Source organism: Variovorax sp. 05N34, from assembly GCF_056397405.1.
In genome coordinates, this window is the sequence record NZ_JBFTNI010000002.1 from 306,203 (window position 1) to 331,407 (window position 25,205).

The window sequence follows — 25,205 nt, forward strand, 5'->3', positions numbered from 1 at the left end:
CCAATGCACGCGCCGCCTCAACGATGACCGAAAAGAGAAATCGTTCGTCCAAGTTTGCAATTCTCGGCTCGGTGGCCAGTCGATAGCATCGATACATGATAATGATTCGCAACAAGGATGAGACGGTATCGGCCCGGTCACTCTTCATCCTTTTCATCGGCCTTGTGCTGATTGGCGTGGTGCGTCGATCATGCAACGCCACCAGCGAAGCACTCAAGGATTCTCTCCTGCAGCGCTTCGACATGCCGCTGTGTCCAACGATTCCGGCGCGCGATCTGACACAGCTGGCCTGCCTCGCCCACCAATGGCTTCGCGATGTCGTCAGCATCACCGTCTCCGGTTTGCTCTCGCGTTCCCGCTTCTTGTTGAAGCATGCCCGCACCGGCCCTCAGGGCGACGCAGCATGAGCACGCTGCCTCGTTTCTCTCGACAGGAGTTGCTCTTTTCTCTCAAGAGCTTCGTCGCAGCCATGCTTGCGCTTTACCTGTCCAGCCGCCTCGGGCTACCTCGGCCCTTCTGGGCCATGATGACCGCCTACATCGTGGCCCACCCTCTTGCCAGCCATGTGCGCTCCAAAGCTCTTTATCGGTTTTTGGGCACGTTGCTCGGTTGCGCAGCGACCGTGGTACTTGTCCCCTCGCTGTCTGGTGCCCCAGAGTTCCTGTCGCTGGCCTTGGCGCTGTGGGTGGGACTGTGCCTCTATTTTTCGCTGCTGGACCGAAGCGCGCGTTCCTACGTCTTCATGCTGGCCGGCTACTCAGCCGCCTTGATCGGGTTCCCGTTGGTGGAAGCCCCCGCGGCGATGTTCGACACGGCTGTCGCACGGGTCACTGAAATCGGGCTGGGAATCCTGTGTGCCAGCTTGGTCCACAGCATCGCGCTTCCTGCAGGCTTGGGCCCTTCCTTGCTTGGCGTGATGGATCGAGCACTTGGCGATACGCGCCTATGGCTCACTGACCTGCTACGCGAGTCACCGAAGGAAGCAAAGGACGAACGTATTGCAGTGGACCGCCAGCGGCTGGCTCTGGACATCACACAACTGCGTCTGCTGTCCACACATATACCCTTTGACACCACCAACCTGCGCTGGGCAGGGGGCGCCATCGACACCCTGCAAGACCGCATCGCCGGCCTAACCCCGGTGCTGTCGGCGGTAGAGGATCGCCTGGAAGCGCTGTGCACCGCCACGGGGGGAGTGCCGGATGACATCGGCTCGGCTTTCGTGGGGCACTCAAGCTGGCTGAACCCGAGCGCGACAGGCGCACAAGTGGGCGAAGCACGCGCCGCCTTTCGTGCCATCGCGGACGGTCCGGCCGCTTCCCTCTGGGTCCGCGCGCTGCGGATTGATTTGGCAACCCGCCTGGAGGACCTGGTCGCGCACTGGGCTGCCTGCATCACGCTGCGCAACGATATCGACGCTGGCATTGCCGGGAACCCGGCGCCATTGCGGCGCACCGCATCTCTGGGTCGCAGGGTGCTTCACCTGGACAGAGGACTCGCGCTGCGATCGGCTATCACTGCGGTGTTGGGCACCTGCATATCGTGTGCTCTGTGGATCGCGACGGGCTGGCCCGCGGGATCCGCCATGGCCATGGGCGCTGCAGTCTTTTGCAGCTTCTTCGCCACGATGGACGATCCGGCGCCTGCCATGCACAAGTTCATCACGGCGCTGTTGTGGTCGTTGCCCGTGTCCGCCTTTTATCTCTTGGGGGTCATGCCACTGGTACATGACTTCGGCATGCTGGTGCTGTGCATCGCGCCTCTATTTTTGGTGGTCGGGTGTTACATGGCACGGCCGGCGAGTTCCTTGGCGGCCCTCGGCATGTTCTTCGGTGTCGCCGGAACGCTCGCCCTCCAAGACACGGCCACCGCCGATTTGGTGAGCTTCATCAGTTCCAACCTAGCTTTGTTTGTGGGTGCGGTGATCGCGGCCCGCGTCACCGCTGTCATGCGCAGCGTGGGTCGTGACTGGACTGCCGCGCGCATACGACGTGCGACCTGGAACGATCTTGCCCATCTGGCTGCTCTTCCTCCAAACCCGTTCGACCACGACGCCTACGCCGGCCGCATGCTCGACAGGATCTCGCTATTGGCGCCGCGCGTCGCGCCTGACGGTCCCGAAGAGGTCCAGCTTGCCGCACACCGCGCACTGCGCGAGTTGCGCTTAGGGGCGGACATCGTCGCGCTGCAGCGGCATCGCGGGCGCCTTCCGGGAGAACCTGTCAGCCGCCTTTTCAAGCAATTGGTCCTCGTCTTCCGCGCCCAGGTAGCAGGAGCGCCTCTGCGTCATGCATCGCTGCTGCCGCATATCGATCGGCTGTTGCTTGATGCCCTGATGGCGGATGCCGAGCGGCCTGCCATCGCGGCACTCGTGGGTCTTCGACGCAACCTCTTTCCAACAGCTCCCCTCGCGCTCCAACCATGATTGAAGTCAACTTTTTTGGCGTGGAATTGCCCTGGCTTTTACTGCTGGCAGGCGGCGCGCTTCCGTGTTCCTGGGCAACGCGCCGCCTGCTGGCCACCGTCGGTGCTTACCGATGGATCTGGCACCCAGCCCTGTTTGATCTTTCGCTGTACGTCCTGGTGCTCTACGCCTTGGTTCATCTCACTGGCGCAATCGCCACCTCGCCTTAAACCGGACCGGTTCCACCTATGAAATCTGACGCCCTCTCCTTGTCCATCCGGACTTCCCGTCTTGTCCGACCCGCCATTCGTCTGTTGGTCACCGTGCTAATGGTGGCCGCAGCCGGCTGGGCGGGCTGGCGCTTATGGGACCACTATGAACTCGCCCCATGGACACGCAACGGACGCGTGCGGGCCAATGTCGTGCAAGTCGCGCCTGATGTGTCTGGCATGGTCGCGAATGTGGCGGTGCACGACAACCAGTCCGTTGGCGCTGGCGCCTTGCTGTTCTCGGTGGATAAGGCCCGCTTCGAGCTGGCGCGAGAACAGGCCCAGGCCGCCGTCACGACGCAGAGCATCGCGATCAGCAACCAGCGCATCACGCTCGCACAGGCGCAGCGCGAGAGCAAGCGCAATTCCGACCTGGGCGATTTGATCTCGCTGGAAGCTCGCGAGCAGTCGCGGCTGAAGGTAGACCAGGCCAAAGGCGCACTTCAAGCGGCCGAAGCAGCGTTGCGGCAGGCGCAGGTCACGTTGAACACTTCGACGTTGAACCTGGAACGCACCCAGGTGCGCGCACCCACCGCTGGCCGCGTCACCAATCTCGACCTCCGCGAGGGCGCCTATGCGAGCGCCGGCCACCCGGTGATGGCATTGGTTGACGCGGGTTCCATCTATGTCGAAGGCTATTTCGAGGAAAACAAGTTGGCTCGGATTCATCAGGGCGACCGCGTGCGAGTCACGCCCATGGGTGCCGCGGCGCTCGAGGGCACCGTGGACAGCATCGCCGCGGGGATTGCTGACCGTGACCGCAGTACCAGCGCCAACCTGCTTCCCAGCGTCAATCCCACGTTCAACTGGGTGCGGCTTGCGCAGCGCGTGCCCGTGCGAGTCAAGCTGGATCAGTCGTCCTCGGGCACCCCTCTGGTAGCAGGCCAGACGGTCACCGTTGAAATACTCGAGACCGCTCGGACCACGGAGCCCACGGCCCGGATTTCAGAAAGCCGGGGATGAACGTCATGTACCGACTCTTGGTTGCCGCCACGGCGGCAAGTGCACTTCTCGCAGGTTGTGCCAACCCGCCCGTTGGGCCGGACTATGTCGCCCCCGCCCCGCTCTCTTTCGCACAAGCCGCCTCCGCGGGCACATTCCAGTCCGCCGGTGGCTATGGGGCAGAAACGACTCTGCCGCCGCACTGGTGGAGGCTCTACAACGACCGGCAGTTGGACGCGTTGGTCACACAGGCGCTCGAACACAACACCGACCTGCGGCAGGCCGTTGCCAACCTGGAGCGCGATCAAGCGCTGGAGGCCGAGTTGCACGGAAGTGAGAGACCGGCGGTGACGGTCAGTGGCGGCCCCGGGTTTGGACACGTGTCGGGCTTGAGTCTGCTGCAGAGCGACTACGAGCCACCCACCCACGGCACATACAGCGCGGGTGTGTCCTTCTCTTATCAGCTGGACCTCTTCGGTCAACTGCGGCGCGCCATCGAAGCGGCTGAGGCAGGCACCGGCGCTGCGCAGGCGGCGGCCGACCTGGTACGCGTACGCGTCGCCGGAGGTACGGCACATGCCTATGCGCAAGCATGTTCAAGCGGCTATCGCTTGCGCGCAGCGCAGGAGTCGGTTCGTCTGCAGGAGGAAGCGATCCGACTCTCGGAGCGCCTTCGGCAAGCGGGCAAGGTTGGGGAAATCGACATTGCACGTGCAAAAGGCCAACTGGAACAACTCCGTGCTGCGCTGCCGCCACTCCAGGCTCAGCGCCAAGGCGCGTTGTACCGGCTCGCGACACTCACAGGCGCCGCCCCACGCGACTTCCCTGCGGCCGTCGCCCATTGTGAGCAGCCGCCGCACTTGGCAGGACTGCTACCGGTGGGAGATGGCACGGCCCTCCTGCGCCGGCGACCAGACGTTCGTCAGGCCGAACGCAGTCTGGCGGCAGCCACTGCCCGCATCGGCGTCGCAACTGCCGATCTCTACCCCAAGGTGGCGCTGGGACTCTCGGCCGGCTCGGCTGGCTTCCTGGCAAGGGTTGGCAACCGCGAATCGCTCAGCTACAGCCTGGGGCCATTGATCAGCTGGACTTTGCCGAACACAGGGGTCGCTCATGCGCGCATCGCACAGGCAGAGGCAACGACGCGACTCGCCGCTGCCCGCTTCGACGGAACCGTGCTCACCGCACTGCGCGAGGTGGAAACGGCGCTCGATGTCTACGCACGCGAGCTGGGACGTCATGCTGCGCTCTCCGCTGCCCGAGAGCAAAGTGCCATCGTCGCGCGTCAAGCCCGCACCCTCTATGTGAACGGCAAGACTGGCCAGCTTGAAGCATTGGATGCAGAGCGCACCCTGGCGGCCAACGAAGCCGCTCTTGCAACGTCCGCTGCCCAATTGGCAGAGGATCAAGTCGCCGTCTTCATGGCGCTGGGAGGTGGCTGGGAAGCCGATGAGGTGCTCGCGAAGGCCGTGCGCTAGCGCACGCCCAAGCGTTTCTCAAAGGCGAAATAGGCGGCGGGTGGCAATTCCACTGCGAAAGTCCGGGCGGGCTGGGAGGCTTTATGGAAGGGCTTGATCTTTTGAAGACCTTTCTGGAGGTCGCCAAGATGGGCAGCTTCTCGCGCGCGGCGGGCAAGCTAGGCATCTCGAAGGCCAGCGTGAGCAAGCATGTTGCGAGCCTTGAAGGGCGTTTCAAGGTCCGGCTCATGAACCGCTCAACTCGGTCGGTAACATTGACCGATGCTGGGAGACTGCTCCAGCTTCGCAGCGCGCCGCTGATGGAAATGGTCGAGTTGACGCAGAGCGAATTGCAGGCGCATGCCTCACACCCAAGCGGCCGTCTTCGCGTTGCAGCTCTTCACGGGCTCGTGCAAACCGAGTTCCCGAGCCTGCTGAGCGAGTTCCTCACGCTCTATCCAGATGTCCATATTGATCTGCAGATCGGCAATCGCGTGGTCGATCTCGTGGAGGAAGGTGTCGACATCGCCCTGAGGTTCGGGCGCATCGGTGATGAGAACCTCATCGTGCGTCGCCTCCAACGTGTGGAACTCATTCTCTGTGCCACGCCCAGCTACTGGGCCAAGCGCGGCATCCCCAAGACACCTGACGACATGCGACGGCACGACGTGCTCACCTACTCGCTTTCGCCGGGCACACCGCATCTTCCGTTCGAGGTCGACGGCGGTCCGTACAACATTCCGATCTACGGACGCATGGATGCAAACGACTCAGGCACTCTCATCGCCGCGGCACTGGCGGGCATCGGCGCGGTGTGTGTGCCGGCGTTGCTGGCTCAGCCGTACACGGAACGTGGCACCCTAGTCCCGGTACTCAGGAAATTCATGCCGCGTGACGTCTGGCTCTACGCGGCGTATTCGCAGCGCCGGCACAACAGTGCAGCCTTGCGCGCGCTGCTGGAGTTGCTGGAAGTGCGTATGCGGGGCGATGCACCCGACAATCCGGGCTAGGGCAGGCGGCGCCGCATTCCTTTATTTTCTGTTGACAGATCGACTCCGGCTCTGTCGACATGTTGCATTTACAGATGCCGACCGACATGTTCGGCACGCTGCGTTGCGCCGATGAAAGTGGGGTGAGTGCGGGCCTCGTCTATGCCGGCGGCATCCAGGATCCCCCGATCCAGAACATCGGCTTCGCCGTGGCGCAAGCGCTGAAGTGGGATAACGCGGACGCGGTGATGCTACCGTACACCCTCGTGGTTCGGTCGATCTGTAGGACTTTGGAGGTCAAGACTCGACAGCCGGGTGGTTGGAACCCAATTGGCGGTCTGTGCCAGGAAACACCGCCAAGTTGAATCGCACCCGGATCTTCTCGCGAAGAGCCGGATGAATTCCGTTCGGATCCACCAACATACCCCATTGCTGCTTGTTGTGATGGTGCGAGAGTTGGTGCAGGCCGAATGCATGCATCATGGCGCCACGACGGCCGCCTGCGTCCTGGGCGTGATTCACGGATTCCTTGACTGCTTTGAGGACGAAGCTTCCCTTAGTGGCGACCTTCTTGGCCAAATCGAGCGAGCGCTCCATCAATGCGTCCGTCGGAACCACTTGATTGACCATGCCGCATTGTTGCGCGTCTTGCGCGCTCAGCCAGTCCGCGGTCATCAGCCATTCTTTCGCCTTGCGCGTGCCTAGTTCCCATGGATGCATGAAGAACTCGACTCCCGCAACACCAAATTCCAACGTTGGATCACGAAACCGAGCGTTCTCAGCGGCAATGATCATGTCACAGCACCACGCGAGCATCAGCCCGCCCGCCACGCAAGAGCCTTGCACCGCGGCGATGGTCGGTTTGGCCAGATTGCGCCAGCGTTCGCACATCTCCAGATAGATTTCCTTCTCTCGCCCGTAGAGTCCCTCCACGCCAGCACCATCGAATGCGGCCCATGTGCCGACAGTGCGAAAGTCACGCCATGTCCGGATCCCATCGCCACCCATGTCATGCCCAGCGGAGAAATGATCTCCATCTCCAGAAAGGATGATGACCTTCACCTCGTCGTCCTGCGCTGCACGGTCAAAGGCCGAATTGAGCGCATAGGTCATTTCCATATCTTGCGCGTTTCTCACCGCTGGACGGGACATCGCAATGTTGACGATGTCCGGCGTCAAGTGTGCATAGCGCACGCCGGCGTATTGATGGGGATCGAAGGACGGTGACTGCATGGCCAATGGCTCCTCTTAATGTCTTTGATCAGGTGAAAGTGGGATGGGCTGTACCTTGGCCCCCGTCGCGGCTGCGATGTACTCCCGCATTCGCAGAGTGACATCGACCTGCATTTCGCCCGGCAGGGGGTGCAATTTCTCAATTTCCTCAAGGATGAGCGGGTGCCGGTCGTTGACGGGTACGCCGAGTGCGAGTGCCCATTTCTCGACCTGAAAGATGAACTCGGGACTCACTCGAGGCGGAACTTTTGCGTTCATTGGATCGCTCATGGCTTCATCAAGCGAAACGAAGTCCACCGCTGCATGGCGAAAGCGGGCAAGGATGCTGTCGAGGCAGTCCGCTGCGATGGAGGTACCGTGGATCAGCCAGATATGGACTGGGTCGCGACCAAAGACGGCACGAGCGTTCGCGGCGTGTACCCGCAGTTCGTGCAGTGCACTGTCCACGTAGGCCTGACGAAGATGCACGGCCTCTTCGGCCGATCCACGCCCGAGCACCCGACAGTACGCCGCGTTCCAGCGTATATCGTGAAATCCGATGCTGACGGGTATGGGTGTGTAGGCCATCTGCTCGAGCCGGCCCAGAATCGCCTGGCACTTGCAGGCCGTGTCACCCCATAGATCCATACAGAACCTGAAACAGCGCCGTGGGGCGTGATTGATGTAGCGACCGAGATATTTCTCTGCCTTCTCGATGTCGCGCGCGTAGACGTCTGCATCGACCCAGTTGATAGGGGGGTGGTGGTGTGTATGGTTTGCGACGTGATGGCCGCTTTCAACCCATTTGTCGAAGACCTTGAGCAGTCCCGGATCGTCCTCCACAGGCGCCGTGTTGGAAAACTGATAGACACCAGAAACGCCGTGCGACTTCAATGCGGAAATAATCGCCTGCACGTTTGATGGCACACTGTGCGCGGGTGCCATCGGCACCCCGCGCAGCAATAGCATGTCGTCGACGGTGATGGCAATTTTCAGCCGACCCAATGGTGAAACGGGCAAGGGGGACGCATTGAACTCAGTGGTGGATTGCATGTTGCAGCGTGCCGATCATTTGGCGATTACTGAGCATTGCAGCAATGATGGTCGTCGTCTATTCAGTAATGCGAAACTTGACTTTCAGCATGGGAAAGTCGATGAAGCGAAATGCAGTCGCGTAGACCGTTCTGGGCGGTCATGGTGAACGGCAACGTTAGGGCGCCGGAACACTTCAGGCGCGTGATCCAGTTCGACATCACGGATCTTCGGCTGATGGTGTGCATTGCCAATACAAACAGCCTAACGCGCGCGGCGGAACAGATTCATATTTCGCTTCCTGCGGCAAGCAATCGCATCAAGCAGCTTGAGCAATCAGTGGGAGCGCGACTGATCAACCGGACCAGCAAGGGCATGACGCTCACCGTTCCGGGGCAGTCCATGATCAAGCACGCTCGGCTCATCCTTGATCAGATCGAACAACTGCGCGGCGAATTGGTGGACTTCACCGAAGGGGTGAGTGGCCGGTTGCGGATCATGGCTAGCACCACCGCGACCAGTGAGTTCTTGCCGTCGGTGATCCAACGGTATTTATCCAGCAATCCGGGAACCAGTGTCGATCTGCGAGAGAGGTTGTCAAGCGACATTGTGAGAGCCGTATCCGAGGGCGTGATCGACGTTGGCGTGATTCTGGGAGATGTCGGAACGTCCGGGCTGGAGGTGATCCCCTATCGCCACGACCACATGGTATTGGCGGTGTCCGCGGATCATCCGCTGGCGGAAAGATCTTCCATCTCCTTCGCTGACACGCTTGACTTTGATCACGTCGGCTTGTCCCAGTCCAGCACGTTGCACGTCTTTCTTCAGGAGCAGGCAGAAGTATTGGGGCGCCGTATCAGTCTCAGAGCTCAGGTTGGCAACTTCGAAGCGCTGTGCCGGATGGTGCAGGCGCGAATCGGCGTCGGCGTGCTGACGCAATTGCCAGCGGAGCGCCATGCCAGGTCAATGAACATTCGCATCGTCCGACTGGAAGATGAGTGGTCAATTCGGCCCCAGTTCATTTGCGTGAGGAATATGGACGAACTGCCACCGTTCGCCCGCATATTCGTCGAGATGCTGCGTGCGGATGGAGAAAGCCAGCCCTCCGCGGGCTAAGAGCCCCCCAAGTTAAGCGGCTCGAAACTGCTCTTTTCGAATGGCGAATTGCCAGCGCCAGGTGTCGTCGCGATCATGCGGGTTCCCCAGGCGATGCGCCTCAAAAATTCAGCGATAGGAGACAAAAATGACTTTCAGACGACGTGCGGCGTTGGCACTTGCGGGCCTCATTGCATTGGTATGCCAAGGCGTATGCGCCCAGTCCTGGCCGGCGCGGCCGGTGCAGCTGGTTGTTCCATACCCGCCGGGGGGCGTCCTGGACAATTTCGTGCGGCCAGTGGCGGAGGCGTTGAGCAAGGAACTCGGACAGCCTGTAGTGGTGGATAACAGGGCGGGCGCAAACGGAATCATCGGAACTACACGGTGCGCGAAGTCCGTGGCTGACGGCTATACCTTTTGCATCGTCAATGGTGACATCATGTCACTCAACCCGCAGCTCTACTCGAAGCTTTCCTACAATCCGAAGACTGAGCTAGTTCCAGTCGTCCGCATGGCGAACATGGTCGCTGCGATCGTGGTCCCGACGAGCGTCAAGGCGCGCAGCCTCGCCGAATTGGCCGCCCTGGATCGGTCGAACCCTGGCAAGATCAACTGGGGCACCTTCGGTGTCGGCAGCACATCGCATGTGTTTCTCACCGAATACAACCGGGTGTTCGGTGCCAATCTAACTCATGTCCCTTACAACGGCTCGGCACCGCTGATGCAAGGACTGTTGGCGGGCGATGTAGACGCAGCCATGCTGGCGCACGTCGCCGTGGCGCAGTACATCGACTCAGGAAAGTTGCGCGCGATTGCCCTCATGGGCGAAAGCCGATCAGAGTACTTTCCAGGCTTGCCTACCATCAGCGAACAGAAGCTCGGATTTTCCGGCGAGAACTGGATCGGTATAAGTGCACCGGCCGGCACGCCGCCGATTGTGCTAGACCGAATGAATCTTGCAGTCAACAAGATCCTTGCCGATGCAGCGTTTCGCAAGAAGAGTCTGGACGCCCTGGGTCTCGAGCCGGTGGGAGGCACCCGAGACTCGTTCGCGCAGTACCTTGTGCGCGAGCAAGCACTCTGGGCTGAGCTGATCTCGCACAGCAAGATCAAGCTGGATTGAGCAATCACACCATTGGCATCACGATGAAACTGCATCAACCTCCCACATTTTTTTCGTTGGTGCTGCGTGCTTTGCGCAGATACCCGGGTCGGATTGCGTTCAGCCAGGGTGGCGTCGCGGTTAGCTACGATCAGGTCATCCAATTCATGGGGAAAGTTCAGGCCGTCCTAGACGCGCACGGAATTCGACGCGGTTCCCGCGTTGCGCTGTTGACGGAAAATCGGTACGAGACTTGGTCTGCTTCCGTTGCGGTCCAGGGGCTGGGCGCTGCGACAAGCTGGCTGCATCCGCTCAGTTCGCTTGAGTCGCAGATTTCCCAAGTCCGGGATGTCGGCGCAGTCGCTTTGATCGTCGACAGTGATGCTTTTGAGGAGCGGGCGAATGAGCTTGCCGCGGCGCTCCCCGACGTGCGGCTATTCTGCGTCGGCCCGACTGGTGCAAAGGGCATGGACCTTCTTGCGCTGATCGAGGAATGCGAACGCATCGAGCCGATCGAGCGGGCCATGTCCACGGATATCGGAACTCTAAATTTCACCGGCGGAACGACCGGACGCCAGAAAGCGATCGTGCGCGAGGCAGGTCAGGTGGGATTGATGGCGATCGCCATGAACGGCGAACTTGAACTGCCCGACGGGGTGCAATACCTGGCGACCGCCTTGATCAGCCACGTCAGCGGACAGCTGATTGCGCCAACCTTGATGCGCGGCGGCACGGTTCATCTGATGAAGAAATTCGACGTGAGACAGGTCCTGGAGACTGTGCAGCGCGAGCGCATCAGCGCGACATTGATGGTGCCAACGATGATCTACAAACTTCTGGATGCACCGCTGGAAGATTTTGATCTTGGCAGTCTCAAGCTCGTGGTTTACGCTGGTTCAGTGATATCACCGGTCAGGCTGAAACAAGCCATACAACGCATTGGTCCTGTCTTTTCACAGCTCTACGCCCAAACGGAATGCACTCCCATCGCCATCCTGCGCCGCGCCGATCACGACCTTGGCGATCCCTCATCTCTCGAAGCGTGCGGCTATCCAATGGCCACTGCCGAAATCGCGATTCTTGACGATGACAATCAGCCACTTCCCACAGGGCAGGTCGGCGAGATTTGTGTGCGCAGCCCGTCCGTGATGAAGGGTTATCTGGAACAACCGGACGCGACGGAGGAGGCGCTTTCGGGGGAGTGGCTGCACACTGGAGACATCGGCTTTGCCAACGCCAGCGGCCGCTTGTCGATTGTCGACCGCAAGAAGGACATGATCGTTTCAGGTGGGTCCAACGTTTACCCTCGCGAAGTGGAGGATGTTCTTACGGCGCACGCCTCGGTCGCATCAGCCGCGGTGATTGGCGTGCCACATGAAGTCTGGGGCGAAGCCGTGGCGGCAATCGTGGTGTTACGTGGCGGGGCAAAAGTGACTGCTGATGAGTTGATTGCATATGTTCGGGAACGCAAAGGCCCGTTGATTGCGCCAAAGCAACTCGACTTCGCCGAAGCTCTGCCAACAACGCCTTTCGGAAAGGTCGACAAGAAGGCATTGCGCGCCTCCTACTGGCAGGGAGTGGCTCGAGCCATCTGACGCCGCCTCGTGCGAACCTGCCGCAGAGTGCAGAACTCGCGCCAGGCGCCGCCGCGTGGCTCGGTCTGTCTCCTACAACGTCCTGCATCCGAAGCATCCGGGCCTCATCGTCTGCGATATCTCCGGATACGGTGACGACGGCCCCTACCGCGACCGCAAAGCCTACGACCTCCTGATCCACAGCGAAGCCGGCTCTCTCAGCGTGACAGGCACGCCCGACGAGCCCGCAAAGGCTGGCTGCTCCGTCACAGACACCGCGGCGGGCATGTACGCCTCCAGTTCGGAGCTGGCCGCATTGCTGCAACGCGGCCGCACGGGACAGGGCATCCGCGTCGACGTCTCCATGCTAGAGAGCATGGTCGAGTGGATGAGCTACCCGCTCCACTACGCGTTCGAAGGCGCGCCGCCGCCGTCGCGCGCGGTTCTCGATCTGTGCAAGCACCTCCGGATGACCCCAGCGGATGGCGTGTCGGTCCGCACCATCATGGCTACTCCATATCGGACCACGAGCGACACCGTAGCGAAATCCTTCAGCGGGTCACAAGGGATCTTCTTGACGAATCCCGCGATGTTGAGGAAGGGGTCCTAGTTGGCAACAAGACGGTGTATCCATCGCACATGGCGCGTGCCACTTCTGTGCTACCGACCGACCGTTCCACTCGCGCCCGGGTCCCACCGCCTCAAGCCGCACCCAATCCCGCAGCGATCGCACCCGTGAGCTGCCCACTCCTGAGTGCGGCCGTGAAGGCCAGCATCCGATCAATCGGCACTCGAGCCCGTAGCCCGAGCGCCGGGTCGACGTGGACTTCGCCAGCCCCTGTCTCCAGCACACGCGCCAGATCCGCGAGTCCGTTCATCGCCATCCAGGGGCAATGTGCGCAGCTCTTGCAGGTGGCTGAATTGCCCGCGGTGGGCGCTTCGATGAAGGTCTTGCCTGGGTTGAGCGTGCGCAGCTTGTGCAGCATGCCGCTGTCCGTCGCGACGATGAACTCGGTCGCGTCCATGCGCTGTGCGGCGCTCAGGATGGCGGAGGTCGATCCCACCGCGTCGGCCAGCGCGATCACATCGGCCGGCGCCTCTGGATGCACGAGCACCTTCGCGCCGGGATGGTCCTTCATCAGAAGTTCGAGCTCCAGCGCCTTGAACTCGTCATGCACGATGCAGGCGCCCTGCCAGCTCACCATGTCGGCGCCGGTTTCGCGGCGGATGTAGTCGCCCAGATGGCGATCGGGCGCCCAGAGGATCTTCTGGCCCTGCGCCGTCAGCGCGCGCACGACATCGAGCGCGCAGCTCGAGGTCACGAGCCAGTCCGCCCTCGCCTTCACCGCGGCACTGGTGTTGGCGTAGACGACCACCGTGCGGTCCGGATGCTCGTCGCAGAACGCGCTGAACGCATCCTCAGGGCACCCGAGGTCGAGCGAACACGTGGCGTCCAGGTCAGGCATCAGCACGCGCTTTTCTGGCGAAAGGATCTTGGCCGTCTCGCCCATGAAGCGCACGCCGGAGACAACGAGTGTCTGCGCCGAATGCTCGCGGCCGAAGCGCGCCATCTCGAGCGAATCACTGACCAGGCCGCCGGTCTCCTCCGCGAGGTCCTGCAGATCGGGATGAACGTAGTAGTGAGACACCATCACAGCGTTGCGCTCGACGAGGAGGTGCCGAATACGGTCCTTCAGTGCGGCACGCTCGTTGCGCGACGGTTCAGGCGGCACACGCGCCCAGGCTCGGCGCGTATCGCAGGCAGGGCCGTCGTTCTCAACGACGGCATCGCTCTGCCGGCGAGGCAAAGTCGGTTGCTCGTAGTCGACGCTGATGAGAGCAGATGACATGTTCAGGCTTCCTGAAACCGCATCGAGAAATCCACGGCCTTCACGTCTTTCGTGAGAGCGCCCACCGAGATGCGGTCCACGCCGGTTTCGGCCAACGCGCGGACGCTCTCGAGCGTCACACCGCCCGAGATTTCGAGCACGGCGCGGGCATCGCCAGCGGCATCGTTGCGGCGCACGGCTTCGCGCAGCGTTGCCAGGTCCATGTTGTCCAGGAGCACCATGCGCGCGCCGTCGGCCAAGGCCTCATCGAGTTGATCGAGTGTCTCGACCTCGATCTCGACGAAGCTGGCACGCGCCGCCACTTCCCGGGCCGCATGCAATGCAGCACGGACACCGCCTGCTGCCGCAATGTGGTTTTCCTTGATGAGGATGGCGTCATGGAGGCCGATGCGATGGTTCGTGCCGCCGCCGACGCGAACGGCGTATTTCTGCGCGAGGCGAAGGCCCGGCAGCGTCTTGCGCGTGTCGACGATCTGCGCGCGTGTGCCGCGCACTGCGTCGACGTAGGTGGCCGTCTTGGTTGCCACAGCACTGAGCAGTTGCAGAAAGTTCAGTGCGGTGCGCTCGGCGGTCAGCATCGCTCTCGCACTGCCAGAGATCTCGAGCACGGTCTGCTCAGGCGCACAGCGCGCGCCTTCGGCGACGTGCCAGACGATCCGCGCGGCGGGGTCTAGCTCGCGCGCGACCGCCTCTACCCAGGGCGCGCCGCACAACACGGCAGCTTCACGCGCGAGCACCCGGGCGTGGGCGCGGCGATCGGAGTGAATCAGCGAGGCCGTGAGATCGCCATTGCCTACGTCTTCATGCAGGGCCCGCTGCGCATCAGCGCGTGCCACGGCAAGCCATTCGGCGGAAGAAAAATCGAGGGTACTTTCCATCTTCATCATCGGTTGCGAGACCACGCCCATTGAGCAAATGGGCGCGATCGTAGCAGCGATGTACACGACCACTGTCTGCTCAAAAATGCACGCTAGCGTATCGCAAGAGTCGGTTATGGTTCGCCCCGTTTGTCATTTGGTTCAAGGGCGACGACCTGTGATTTTTCATGAATTCGATGTGCTCATCGTCGGCAGCGGGCTCGCGGGTCTGAGTGCCGCACTGCACCTGGCGCCCACGCACCGTGTGGCCGTCATCACCAAGCGCGCGTTGCACGACGGTGCAAGCCATTGGGCCCAGGGCGGCATCGCTGCCGCGCTGGCCGAGGGCGACACCATGGACTCGCATGTCGAAGACACGCTCGTGGCCGGCGCAGGGCTGTGCGATCTGGCAGCCACGCGCTTCGTGGTCGAGCATGCCCCGGCGGCCATTGCGTGGCTTCGTGAACTTGGCGTACCGTTCTCGCTGGAGCATGGCGATCTGCACCTGACGCGAGAAGGCGGCCACAGCCAGCGTCGCATCGTGCATGCGGCCGATGCCACGGGCGCAGCCGTGCAGCGAACGCTGATCCAGGCGGTGCGGTGCACGTCGGGCATCACGCTGTTCGAGGATCACACACTGGTCGACCTGATCATTGGGCGCAAGCTCGGCCTGCCCGACGCCGGCTGCCAGGGACTTCATGCGCTGGACACTGCGACTGGAGAGGTCGTGACCTTCCGCGCAACGCACACGATCCTGGCCACAGGCGGCGCGGGCAAGGTCTATCTCTACACGACCAATCCCGACACGGCCACAGGCGACGGCATTGCCGCCGCGTGGCGCGCGGGCTGTCGCGTGGCGAACATGGAGTTCATCCAGTTCCATCCGACCTGCCTGTACCACCCTGACGCGAAATCCTTCCTGATTAGCGAAGCAGTGCGCGGCGAAGGAGGACGGCTCTTGCTGCCCGACGGCACACGCTTCATGCCGGCGCATGACGCACGTGCCGAACTCGCCCCGCGCGACATCGTCGCGCGCGCGATCGACTTCGAGATGAAGAAGCAGGGCCTGGACTGTGTGCATCTGGACATCTCGCATCAGAGCCCGGCATTCCTGAAAGAACACTTTCCGAACATCCTCGCGCGCTGCGCCGAGCTCGGCATCGACATCACGCGCGAGCCGATTCCCGTGGTGCCGGCGGCGCACTACACCTGTGGCGGCGTGCTGACCGATCTCAGCGGCCGCACCGACGTGCCCGGCCTCTACGCGATCGGCGAGACCGCCTGCACCGGCTTGCACGGGGCGAACCGGCTCGCGAGCAATTCGCTCGTCGAATGCATGGTGTTCGCGCGCGCGGCAGCGACGGCCCTCGCGCAGGCTCCTGCGCGCGAGCGCATCGAGTTGCCCGCATGGGACGACAGCCGCGTCACCGATGCCGATGAAGCGGTGGTCATCTCGCACAACTGGGACGAACTGCGCCGCTTCATGTGGGACTACGTGGGGATCGTGCGCACGAACAAGCGTCTCGAACGCGCGGCGAACCGCATCGCCCTTCTCACAGGCGAGATCCAGGAGTTCTATGCGCACTTCCACGTCACACGTGACTTGCTCGAACTGCGCAACCTCGTGCAGGTGGCGGATCTGATCGTGCGCTCGGCGCAGGCACGCCGCGAAAGCCGAGGCCTTCATTTCAGCCGCGACTACCCGGCGCTCGCCGCCCCCGCAGCGCCGACCATCATGGTGCCGGCCGCGGGCTGACACCGTCCATCCATCCTTTTACCGAGAGAAAGAGTTTTCACGCATGTTCCGAACCCTGCTGAAGTCCAAGATCCATCGCGTCGCGGTCACCGATTGCGAACTGCACTACGAAGGATCGTGCGCCATCGACGAAGACCTGCTCGATGCCGCCGGCCTCGCCGAAAACGAGCAGGTCCATGTCTGGAACATCAACAACGGCGAGCGCTTCGTGACCTACGCGATTCGCGGCGAGCGCGGCACGGGCATCATTTCCGTCAACGGCTCTGCTGCGCGTCGAGCCGCGGTGGGCGACTTGCTCATCATCGCGGCCTTCGGCTTGGTGCCTGAAGACCACGTGCCGGCGTATCGACCGAAGCTGGTATTCGTTGACGACGCCAACCGCGTCAAGGAAGAGCGTGCGCACGTTCCCGTGCAGGCCGCTTCGAGCGAAGCCGCCGTAGCCTGATCCGATCGTCGCTAGCAGCCAGCACGCAAGATCTGCCATGTCACTGCTTACTGCGGCCGATGCGGCCACACCCTACGGCGCCCTGCCCCCGGGCTCTGCGCCAACTACGCCATCCGCACGCAAGCCGCTGAGCCTGCCGCGCCTGGCCGACATGCATGCACGCGGCGAGAAGATCGCCATGTTGACCGCATATGACGCCACCTTTGCGGCGGTGGCGGATGCTGCGGGCGTCGAGTGCCTGCTGGTCGGCGATTCGCTGGGCATGGTCTGCCAGGGCTTGCCCAGCACAGTGGGCGTCTCGCTCGACACGATGCGCTATCACACCGAAAGCGTCGCGCGTGGACTGCGCCGTGCGCAGGGCACTGCCTGGCTTATCGCCGATCTCCCCTTTGGCAGCTACCACGCATCGCGCGAACAGGCGCTGCGCAGTGCCTGCGAGCTGATGCAGGCCGGTGCGCACATGGTCAAGCTCGAAGGCGGCGGCTGGACCACGGACACGGTACGCTTTCTCGTCGAGCGCGGCGTTCCGGTGTGCGCCCACCTCGGGCTGACACCGCAAACGGTGCACGCGCTGGGCGGCTATCGCGTGCAGGGCAAGAGCATTGAAGCCGCGACGCTCCTCAAGCAGCAGGCGCACGCACTGCAGGATGCGGGCGCCTCGATGCTGGTGCTCGAGATGGTGCCTGCCGCGCTGGCCACCGAGCTCACGAAAGAGCTGCGCCATTGCGCCACCATCGGCATTGGTGCTGGCCGCGGCACCGCAGGCCAGGTGCTGGTACTGCACGACATGCTAGGCGTCGGACTCGGCAAGCTGCCGAAGTTCGTGCGCAACTTCATGGCCGACGCACCGGGCATCTTGCAAGCCATGCAGGCGTACGTGCGCGCGGTCAAGGATGGCAGCTTTCCCGACGATCAACTCCACGCCTGGTAGGCGCATCAAGCATGTACATCGCCCGAACAATTCCTGAACTGCGAGACCATCTGAGTCGCTTCAGACGACCGGCTTTCGTGCCCACCATGGGCAACCTGCACGAAGGCCACCTCGCGCTGGTGCGGCAAGCGAAGCCGCTTGGCGACGTGACGGTGGCAAGCATCTTCGTCAATCGACTGCAGTTCCTGCCGCACGAAGATTTCGACACCTATCCGCGCACCTGGGACAGCGACTGCGAGAAGCTCCGCTCGGCGGGCTGCGATGTGCTCTTTGCGCCAGACGAACGCGCGCTCTACCCCGGGCCGCAGACGTGCAAGGTGCATCCCGACGGTGCCTTGGCAGACATCCTCGAAGGGCAGTTTCGGCCGGGCTTCTTCGTCGGCGTCTGCACAGTGGTCATGAAGCTCTTCGCGTGCGTGCAGCCAGCCGTCGCCGTGTTCGGCAAGAAGGACTATCAACAGCTGATGGTCATCCGACACATGGTCCAGCAATTCGCGTTGCCGATCGAGATCGTCGGCGGCGAGACGCAGCGCGCGGACGACGGCCTGGCGCTGTCGTCACGCAATGGTTATCTGAGCAAGGCAGAGCGCGCCGAGGCCGTGCACCTGGCGCATGTGTTGCGGTCCATGGCGGAGGCCATTCGCATGGGTGAGCGCGACTGGGTTGCGATCGAGGGACGCGCGACGCAGGCGCTCCGCGCGCGCGGCTGGCAGCCCGACTACCTCGCGCTGCGCCGGCAATGCGATCTGCAGGCACCTACCTTTGGCGATCCCCTGGTCGTGCTTGGCGCTGCACGCCTGGGAAGCACGCGCCTGATTGACAACCTCGAAATCAGGACGACAAACTGAAGTATTCGCCGCATGCCTGCCCATGATTCCTCATTGAACGTCTCGGTGCACCGCCACATCGCGCTAACCGAGCGCGCCATCCGACGCAATTGATTTACGAGCTTGTGCCACCTCAAATGGTTATGTTGCGAATGCCGTTGCGGGCCAGATCGCGCGCTATCCCCAGCCACTGATTGGACGGAGCACCACAAGCGCAGACGGCCGAACCACTGCGAAACTCTCGTGCCGTGACGTCGTGGCGGACGCAATCGATCTGGTCAGGCGTCAGGTAACGGGTCCAGAACGAACGATCCGTCGAGAAACGCCTGGAGCGCGTCGTTCAACTTTTGATGATCCATGACGGACGGCCTTCAGAAATCGTTCGGGCATTCCCTTGCACTGACGTTCCTGAATTGTTGACGGCAGAACATTAGGTACCGGCTCGGTGTCATAGATTTCGTGACGTCTCTTCAGTGATCTGCATTGCAGTGCTCGCTTGCGGATTCGAATCGATGGGGCCGTTCGAATGCCGGCCTATTGAAGATTTCATCGCCTCAACTCAGGTGACGATTTCACGTCGGCGCGATCCGTGTGTTCTCGTAACTCGAGGTCCTTTCCAGCGCGGCAAGGCAGCCACTCTGGCGCTTTCAAAAGGAGGTTCTGCCTTCGCTTTGAGGTTCGGGATGCGAGCGACCTATTTCGGCAGCGAAGCACCGCCGCAAACGGCTATGTCTTGCCCGGTGATGGCAGCAGCCTGTTTCGAAAGCAGGTAGGCCACCAGTGCCGCGATTTCGTCCGGCTGAATCAGGCGGCCAATCGGTGGCAGGCGCGGCGCGCTGCCCGCCCGCGCCGGGTCCTGCAGCATGGCGGTCTGAGTGGCGGCGGGCGAAACGACGTTCACAGTGACGCCCTGCGCCGCAAACTCAGCTGCCCAACTGCGGGCCAGGGCAAGCAGCGCGGCCTTCGTGGCTGCGTATTGACTGCGCCCCGCCATCCCCTGGGCGACTCGGCTGCCAATGAACACCACTCGGCCACGGCCACGCGCCGCCATCGCCGGCACCATCACATCGGCGAGCCGAGTGGCGGCATCGACGTGGAGGCTCCACATCAGTTCACCGGCCGCATGGTCGAGCGCACCAAGCGGGCCGACACGCAACACACCGGCTGCATGCACGAACGCTTGGGCGTCCAGCAACTGCGGCACCACGCGGTCGATGTCCAAGCCGTCACCCAGGTCGACCTGCACATGATGAAAGCTCGGGTGGTCCAGTGACGGCGCGGCCACGTCCAATCCGGTCACACGTGAACCGGCGGCGAGCAGCCAAGCGGCGACGGCCTGGCCGATCCCACTGCTGCTGCCGCTCACCACGACATGCTGGGAAGCAAGATCACTCATGGAGAGCACTCCTTGGAAACCAGGGTTTGGGGGCTGTTCGGCTATTCCACACGTATGTTTCCCTCGGAAATGATCTTTTGCGAGCGCACCATGTCTTCCTGCTGGAATCTTGCAAAGTCCGCCGAGCTTCCCGGCGTAAGAAGCAGCCCCTGTTCCAGGAGCTTGCCTTTCATATCGGTAGCGAGCGCCTTGTTGACCTCCGCATTTAACTTGGCGGCAATCTCCGCCGGTAGCTTGGCCGGACCCCAGAGGCCGTACCAGCTGTAGAACTCATAGCCGGGGATGGTTTCGCCCACGGTTGGAACCTCCGGTAGGCTAGGTGCACGGCTGGCCGAGGTGACCGCGATCACTCGCAACATCCCACCCTTGTGATACTGCAGTGAGCCCAAGATGGGGTCGATGAAGCCGTCGATCTGTCCGCCAATCAAATCCGAAAACGCCGGTGCCGTCCCCTTGTAAGGCACGATCAGATAGTCGAGGTTGCCAGCGCGCTTGAGCAGTTCGGTCGACAGGTGCCCCGCCGAGCCGATGGAACCAACGGCGAAGGTCATTTTCCCCGGGTGAGCCTTGGCATAACTGATCAACGACTTGATGTCGGTGATCGGCAGGTTCTTGTTGACCGCCACGGACAGGGGTGCCTTGGCAACCAAGGCGATGGGTGTGAAGTCCCTGGCGACGCTATAAGGTACCGATTTCATCGTCATCGGCGCCGTGACAAAGGTCGACGCGTTGAACAGCAGCGTATAGCCGTCAGCTGATGCGCGCGACACCATATCGCCGCCAATGACGCCGTTACCTCCCGGCCGATTCTCGACGATGAAGTTCTGTCCGGTCTGCTCACTCAGCTTCTGCGCCAACTGCCGGCCGACGGTATCGAGCGTGCCGCCGGGCGGGAACGGAATGATGATCTTCACGGGCCTTGCCGGATAAGCGTCGGCCCAAGCCGTGGACATCGGCGCCAATAGCGTGCCGACCAATGCAGCCAGCGAGAGGCCGACCCGGATGAACAGGCGGCGGGTGGGTTTGTTTTGCATGTTGTCTCCTCGCGCCCGCGCTTAGCGGACCAGACCGGCCGAACTCACGGCGCGTTGGATTTCGGCCTCTTCTTGCGCGGAAGGCCGATGCGTGGGCGCGCGCACGAAGTCGTTGGGAATGACGCCTGCGCACTTCATGGCCGTCTTCATGCGAGCATGAGCTTCGCCGGTGGGCTCGCCCGCACCGTATACAGCCTCCTTGAGAGGCGTGATGATGGCCTGGATGCGCCTTGCCTCGTTCAGGTCACCCTTATTCACCGAGGCAAAGAGGTCGATGATCAGTTGCGGGATGAAGCTGGCAAAGCCCACCAGCGCACCGTCGACTCCTTGCACCATCGAGGCGAGAAGGTACTCGTCGTGACAGGTCAGGATGGCTTTGCTGGCATCCGCATCACGGATGGCCTTCAAGTCGCGTGCGTATTTGCTCATCTCGCGCTGGCCCACCTTGAAGGCCTGTATATAGGGCAGCCGCGCCAGATCGGCGAGAAGCGCCGAGGAGTACGAAGCCTTGCTGTAAGCCGGGTAGACGTGGCACACCAAGTCAAGCTTCGAGGCCTGCCAGATGTTCTCGAAATAGGCCAACGCATGGTCGGCATGGAAGCCGAAGCGCAGCCAGTGGTGCGGCGGCATGACGTCGAGGGCAGCGGCACCTGCCTCCTTGGCCATCCGGGCATGATCGGCAGCGTCGGACAGCCCTTCGCAGACGATCGAGGAGATGACTGGCAGCCTGCCCTTGAGTTCGTCAGCGACGATGCGGGTGACCTCGGCGCGCTCCACGGGCGTGAGAGAGAAGACTTCTCCCGTGTGCCCGTTGGTCATGATTGCGACCACACCCTTGTGGCCGCCGAGCCAGGACGCCAGATGGCGCAGCGAAGGCTCGTCAATGGCACCGTCGGCGGTAAAGGGGCAGGCAATGGCGGGAATAATCCCGCGATAATTTGCGATGGCCGGCATGTTCGTATCTCGTGAGTGGTTTGGAATGTGCCGGATCATCCGGGCTGGGCTGACAGGGGTCCAATACCCGAATCGCATAGAACTATTCGGAACTTCCTTGAGACATCCGAGCATGGTGGAACATTGAACAATGGGCCCTGTTAATCGGCCGCTCGACCTCGAATGGCTCGAGGACTTCCTGACGCTCTCCGAAACCGGCAACTTCTCACGTGCGGCGCAAGCGCGCAACATCGCCCAGCCCGCATTCAGTCGGCACATCCGCTCACTCGAGGAGTGGACGGGCGTGGCACTCATCGACCGCACTCAACACCCCGCATCCGTGACGCCGGCAGGCGAGGTCATCCTGTCGACGGCCCGTGACGTGGTGCTGCGGCTGTCACAGGCACGCACCCAGGCCAACGAGGCTCACGACCAAGCTGAACAGAGCCTGCGTTTTGCGGCAACGCATGTCTTGTCCTTGGCCTTCTTCCCCGGCTGGCTGCAGCGGATCGAGCAGCAGCTTTCAACGCAGCTCGGGCCGATCCACATGGTTTCCGACAGCTTCAGGGCCTGCGAAGAACTTTTGCTGCACCGTCGCGTGCAGTTTCTGCTCTGTTACGGACATCCCGCAGTACCAACGCGGCTGCTGGCCCCGGATTTTGAGTTTGCCTGCGTCGGTATGGATCGGCTGATCCCTGTGTCTGCCCCTGCCCCCACAGGCGCGGCGCAGCATCCCGTCCGCAGCGCCGACGACACGCCCGTGCCGATGCTTGCATACAGCGAAGAGTCCTGGCTGGGCCAGATCATGCGGGTGCGGATGTGCAAGGTGTACGACCCGATGCGCTTCAAGCCTGTCGTCACTTCGCACCATACCGGGCTGCTCAAGAATCTGGCACTGGCCGGCCGCGGCTTGGCGTGGTTGCCGCAGAGCCTGGTCAATGCTGAACTCACCGACGGCCGCCTGGTTGCGGCTGACCAGGTCGTAGAGCGGGACAACGACGGTGACCACGATGAATGGCGGATGCCCGTGGAAATTCACTTGTTCCACGCCACGGCGGCACAGACTCCGATGGCAGATGCCTTGTGGCAACAGATCAAGGGGCCCTGAGACCTCGTGGCTCCCTTGGTCGATCAGTTCGCCGCCGCATGAGCGGCGGGGGATGCCATGACGCAGACGTTGACCACCTCTCTCAAGTCACTCTTCGTGCCGGCAGCGCCAACCGTGGCTTGCCGAGCACTTGCGTCGCCACGCGCGACGCGAACCGCCGCGTCAGGAAGCGCACGCCGAAGCACGACAGCTTGTTGAACAAGCCGGGCACAACCGTGCGCTTTCCACGCAGCATCGCGCGGATTGCGGCGTGCGCGACGAACTCCGCGCTTTTCGTCGACGCGTTCGCGATCCACGAGTAGTCACCCCCGCCGGACGCGGCGTGGAACGCCGTTTCGGTGCCGCCAGGGCAGATGCAGGTCACCGACAGCGGCGTGCCGCGATGCTCGTCATGGAGACTCTCGCTGAAGTTGCGCACGAACGCCTTCGACGCTGCATAAAGCGCCATGTTCGGCACAGACTGGTACGCGCCAGTCGATGCGATGTTCACCATGTGCGCAGGCCCGGTGCTTGCCTTGCGCGCATCGACGAAGCATCGCGCGAGCGCGACGAGCGAGGTCATGTTGAGCTGGACGAGTTCAGCGTCGCGCGCCCAATCGACCTCGTCAAATCGGCGGAAGTAGCCGAATCCGGCGTTGTTGATCAGGATGTCGATGGGGCCGCTGGCAGTGGCTGCAGCCCACAGTGCGCGCGCGGCGTCGGGCTTGCCGAGGTCCGCGGTGACGGTCTCGACCTTAACGCCCTTGCAACTCGCGGCAACCACCTCGAGCGCATCGCGGCGGCGCGCGGTCAGCACCAGGTCAACGCCGAGCGCCGCGAGCTCACGCGCAATGGCAGCGCCGATGCCGCTTGATGCGCCGGTCACCAACGCTCGCTTGCCGGCGTGGACGGCTGAGGTTGTATTCAAATCGCTCTCCTTATCCTGCAAAAAATGATCCTGGCTCGGTTCTCCGGGACTTTGCGGTTGCCGACCGCCTCTATCTCATCTTGACGACGACCTTGCCCCTGGAACGTCCCTGCGCGAGGTATTCAAGTGCTTCCTTGGCTTGCTCGAACGGAAACACCTTGTCGATCACCGGCCGGATGCGCTCGGCCTTGAGGAGTTCACCGATATCGGCGAGTTGATTGCCGTTCGGGCGCACAAAGAGGAATGAGTAGGTGAAGCCGCGCCTTTTCGCGAGGCGCTTGATCTTTCGGCTCATCATCGCGAAGACGAACGTCAGGACGAAATTCAGCCTTCGAGCGCGAGCGAATGCCGCGTCCAGCGGCCCGACCAGAGAGACCATCGCGCCGCGCGGCTTGAGGATGTCGACGGCCTTTTCCAACACGTCGCCCCTGACCGTGCCAAGCACTGCGTCGTAGCCGCGCAGCACGTTCTCGAACTCCTGCTTCTTGTAGTCGACCACCTCGTCTGCGCCAAGGCCGCGCACCAGTTCGACGTTGCCCGTGCTGGTGGTCGTTCCCACCTCGGCGCCGAGGTGCTTTGCCAGCTGAATCGCAAAGGTGCCAATACCACCAGAGCCCGCCGGAATGAACACCTTTTGGCTGGCCCGAAGATTGGCGCGTTCCTTCAGCGCTTGCCATGAGGTGAGCCCTACCATCGGGATCGAGGCCGCCTGCACGAAGTCCAGATTGGCCGGCTTCATCGCGGCAACGCTCTCCGGCACCACAGCGAACTCGGCGATCGAGCCCGTACCCAGGTCGAAAATGCTGGCGAAGACGGCGTCGCCAGGCTTGAATCGGGTCACGCGACTGCCGACCTCCGTCACCACACCGGCCAAATCGCTGCCCAGCGTCGCCGGAAGCTCGAACCGCAGGACAGCTTTGAATACTCCAGTCGGGACGACGTTATCGATCGGGTTCACGCCCGCGGCGTGGACCTGGACCAGCAGTTGGTCGGGCTTCAGCGTCGGGCGGGGAACTTCGGCAATCCCGATCTCGGGAGATTTGCCATAGCGTTTGAAGGTAAGTGCCTTCATATCTTTCCGTGTT

The 25,205-nt window shown here is 62.4% G+C and carries 23 protein-coding genes and 1 pseudogene; 15 read left to right on the top strand and 9 right to left on the bottom strand.

Annotated features, from left to right (window positions below):
• The first annotated feature begins 95 nt into the window (after positions 1-95).
• The 6 genes from AC1DMA_RS05850 (at position 96) to AC1DMA_RS05875 (ending at position 6,082) form a co-directional block, all read left to right on the top strand.
• The gene (locus tag AC1DMA_RS05850) at positions 96-407 is read left to right on the top strand and encodes a hypothetical protein (RefSeq protein WP_478124181.1); all 312 of its coding nucleotides are present in this window, start codon (positions 96-98) and stop codon (positions 405-407) included.
• Positions 404-2,425, top strand: coding sequence for an FUSC family protein (locus AC1DMA_RS05855; RefSeq protein WP_478143566.1), 2,022 nt, complete (start codon positions 404-406; stop codon positions 2,423-2,425). The genes AC1DMA_RS05850 and AC1DMA_RS05855 overlap by 4 nt, the downstream gene beginning before the upstream one ends.
• Positions 2,422-2,634 carry a DUF1656 domain-containing protein gene (locus AC1DMA_RS05860; RefSeq protein ID WP_478124183.1) on the top strand — a complete coding sequence of 71 codons (213 nt, stop codon included), beginning with the start codon at positions 2,422-2,424 and terminating at the stop codon, positions 2,632-2,634. Before AC1DMA_RS05855 ends, AC1DMA_RS05860 begins: the two co-directional genes overlap by 4 nt.
• 18 nt (positions 2,635-2,652) lie before the next feature.
• On the top strand, positions 2,653-3,636 hold the full coding sequence (locus AC1DMA_RS05865; RefSeq protein ID WP_478143567.1) for an HlyD family secretion protein: 984 nt from the start codon (positions 2,653-2,655) through the stop codon (positions 3,634-3,636).
• Complete coding sequence (locus tag AC1DMA_RS05870; RefSeq protein ID WP_478124185.1) at positions 3,633-5,093, top strand: efflux transporter outer membrane subunit; 1,461 nt, start codon at positions 3,633-3,635, stop codon at positions 5,091-5,093. The genes AC1DMA_RS05865 and AC1DMA_RS05870 overlap by 4 nt, the downstream gene beginning before the upstream one ends.
• Before the next feature lie 101 nt (positions 5,094-5,194).
• Positions 5,195-6,082, top strand: a complete 888-nt coding sequence (locus AC1DMA_RS05875) for a LysR family transcriptional regulator (RefSeq protein ID WP_478143568.1) — start codon at positions 5,195-5,197, stop codon at positions 6,080-6,082.
• Between the two features lie 276 nt (positions 6,083-6,358).
• Here AC1DMA_RS05875 and AC1DMA_RS05880 read toward each other — a convergent pair whose 3' ends face one another.
• Both AC1DMA_RS05880 and AC1DMA_RS05885 read right to left on the bottom strand, forming a co-directional pair.
• The gene (locus AC1DMA_RS05880; RefSeq protein WP_478124187.1) at positions 6,359-7,294 is read right to left on the bottom strand and encodes an enoyl-CoA hydratase; all 936 of its coding nucleotides are present in this window, start codon (positions 7,292-7,294) and stop codon (positions 6,359-6,361) included.
• 15 nt (positions 7,295-7,309) lie between these two features.
• Positions 7,310-8,326: a polysaccharide deacetylase family protein gene (locus AC1DMA_RS05885; RefSeq protein ID WP_478143569.1), complete on the bottom strand. Its 1,017-nt coding sequence runs from the start codon at positions 8,324-8,326 to the stop codon at positions 7,310-7,312.
• Positions 8,327-8,437: 111 nt separating this feature from the next.
• Here AC1DMA_RS05885 and AC1DMA_RS05890 point away from each other — a divergent pair, with 111 nt between their 5' ends.
• The 4 genes and pseudogenes from AC1DMA_RS05890 to AC1DMA_RS05905 form a co-directional block, all read left to right on the top strand.
• Positions 8,438-9,421 (top strand): LysR substrate-binding domain-containing protein, encoded by a 984-nt coding sequence (locus tag AC1DMA_RS05890; RefSeq protein WP_478143570.1) that lies wholly within the window; start codon positions 8,438-8,440, stop codon positions 9,419-9,421.
• A 127-nt stretch (positions 9,422-9,548) separates the two neighbouring features.
• Positions 9,549-10,523, top strand: coding sequence for a Bug family tripartite tricarboxylate transporter substrate binding protein (locus AC1DMA_RS05895; protein ID WP_478143571.1), 975 nt, complete (start codon positions 9,549-9,551; stop codon positions 10,521-10,523).
• A complete protein-coding gene (locus AC1DMA_RS05900; protein WP_478143572.1) occupies positions 10,520-12,097 on the top strand; it encodes an AMP-binding protein in 1,578 nt (525 codons plus the stop codon). The genes AC1DMA_RS05895 and AC1DMA_RS05900 overlap by 4 nt, the downstream gene beginning before the upstream one ends.
• Positions 12,098-12,132: 35 nt before the next feature.
• Positions 12,133-12,518, top strand: a pseudogene (locus AC1DMA_RS05905) (CoA transferase); the annotation flags it as partial.
• Positions 12,519-12,777: 259 nt separating this feature from the next.
• Here the strand turns inward: AC1DMA_RS05905 and nadA are convergent.
• On the bottom strand, positions 12,778-13,926 hold the full coding sequence (nadA, locus tag AC1DMA_RS05910) for a quinolinate synthase NadA (protein WP_478143573.1): 1,149 nt from the start codon (positions 13,924-13,926) through the stop codon (positions 12,778-12,780).
• A gap of 2 nt (positions 13,927-13,928) precedes the next feature.
• On the bottom strand, positions 13,929-14,804 hold the full coding sequence (nadC, locus tag AC1DMA_RS05915) for a carboxylating nicotinate-nucleotide diphosphorylase (RefSeq protein WP_478143574.1): 876 nt from the start codon (positions 14,802-14,804) through the stop codon (positions 13,929-13,931).
• Between the two features lie 115 nt (positions 14,805-14,919).
• Here nadC and nadB point away from each other — a divergent pair, with 115 nt between their 5' ends.
• The 4 genes from nadB to panC are packed head-to-tail and all read left to right on the top strand — an operon-like array spanning position 14,920 to position 18,763.
• Positions 14,920-16,539: an L-aspartate oxidase gene (gene nadB, locus AC1DMA_RS05920; protein ID WP_478143575.1), complete on the top strand. Its 1,620-nt coding sequence runs from the start codon at positions 14,920-14,922 to the stop codon at positions 16,537-16,539.
• Between the two features lie 43 nt (positions 16,540-16,582).
• Entirely contained in the window at positions 16,583-16,984 is a 402-nt protein-coding gene (panD, locus tag AC1DMA_RS05925; RefSeq protein WP_478124195.1) for an aspartate 1-decarboxylase, read from the top strand.
• 37 nt (positions 16,985-17,021) lie between these two features.
• Positions 17,022-17,915 (top strand): 3-methyl-2-oxobutanoate hydroxymethyltransferase, encoded by an 894-nt coding sequence (gene panB / locus AC1DMA_RS05930; RefSeq protein ID WP_478143576.1) that lies wholly within the window; start codon positions 17,022-17,024, stop codon positions 17,913-17,915.
• Between the two features lie 11 nt (positions 17,916-17,926).
• A complete protein-coding gene (panC, locus tag AC1DMA_RS05935) occupies positions 17,927-18,763 on the top strand; it encodes a pantoate--beta-alanine ligase (protein ID WP_478124197.1) in 837 nt (278 codons plus the stop codon).
• Positions 18,764-19,436: 673 nt separating this feature from the next.
• Here panC and AC1DMA_RS05940 read toward each other — a convergent pair.
• From AC1DMA_RS05940 to AC1DMA_RS05950, 3 genes are read right to left on the bottom strand one after another with little or no spacing between them, the layout of a single operon-like run.
• On the bottom strand, positions 19,437-20,138 hold the full coding sequence (locus tag AC1DMA_RS05940) for an SDR family NAD(P)-dependent oxidoreductase (RefSeq protein ID WP_478124198.1): 702 nt from the start codon (positions 20,136-20,138) through the stop codon (positions 19,437-19,439).
• A 41-nt stretch (positions 20,139-20,179) separates the two neighbouring features.
• A complete protein-coding gene (locus tag AC1DMA_RS05945) occupies positions 20,180-21,172 on the bottom strand; it encodes a Bug family tripartite tricarboxylate transporter substrate binding protein (RefSeq protein ID WP_478124199.1) in 993 nt (330 codons plus the stop codon).
• Positions 21,173-21,193: 21 nt separating this feature from the next.
• A complete protein-coding gene (locus AC1DMA_RS05950; RefSeq protein WP_478124200.1) occupies positions 21,194-22,126 on the bottom strand; it encodes a dihydrodipicolinate synthase family protein in 933 nt (310 codons plus the stop codon).
• 130 nt (positions 22,127-22,256) lie between these two features.
• Between AC1DMA_RS05950 and AC1DMA_RS05955 the strand changes: the two genes are divergently transcribed.
• A complete protein-coding gene (locus tag AC1DMA_RS05955; protein ID WP_478143577.1) occupies positions 22,257-23,213 on the top strand; it encodes a LysR family transcriptional regulator in 957 nt (318 codons plus the stop codon).
• A gap of 82 nt (positions 23,214-23,295) precedes the next feature.
• Here the strand turns inward: AC1DMA_RS05955 and AC1DMA_RS05960 are convergent, their stop codons facing one another.
• Together AC1DMA_RS05960 and AC1DMA_RS05965 are read right to left on the bottom strand one after the other, a co-directional pair.
• Entirely contained in the window at positions 23,296-24,120 is an 825-nt protein-coding gene (locus AC1DMA_RS05960; RefSeq protein WP_478124202.1) for an SDR family NAD(P)-dependent oxidoreductase, read from the bottom strand.
• A gap of 70 nt (positions 24,121-24,190) precedes the next feature.
• The gene (locus AC1DMA_RS05965; RefSeq protein WP_478143578.1) at positions 24,191-25,192 is read right to left on the bottom strand and encodes an NADP-dependent oxidoreductase; all 1,002 of its coding nucleotides are present in this window, start codon (positions 25,190-25,192) and stop codon (positions 24,191-24,193) included.
• Between the last annotated feature and the right edge of the window lie 13 nt (positions 25,193-25,205).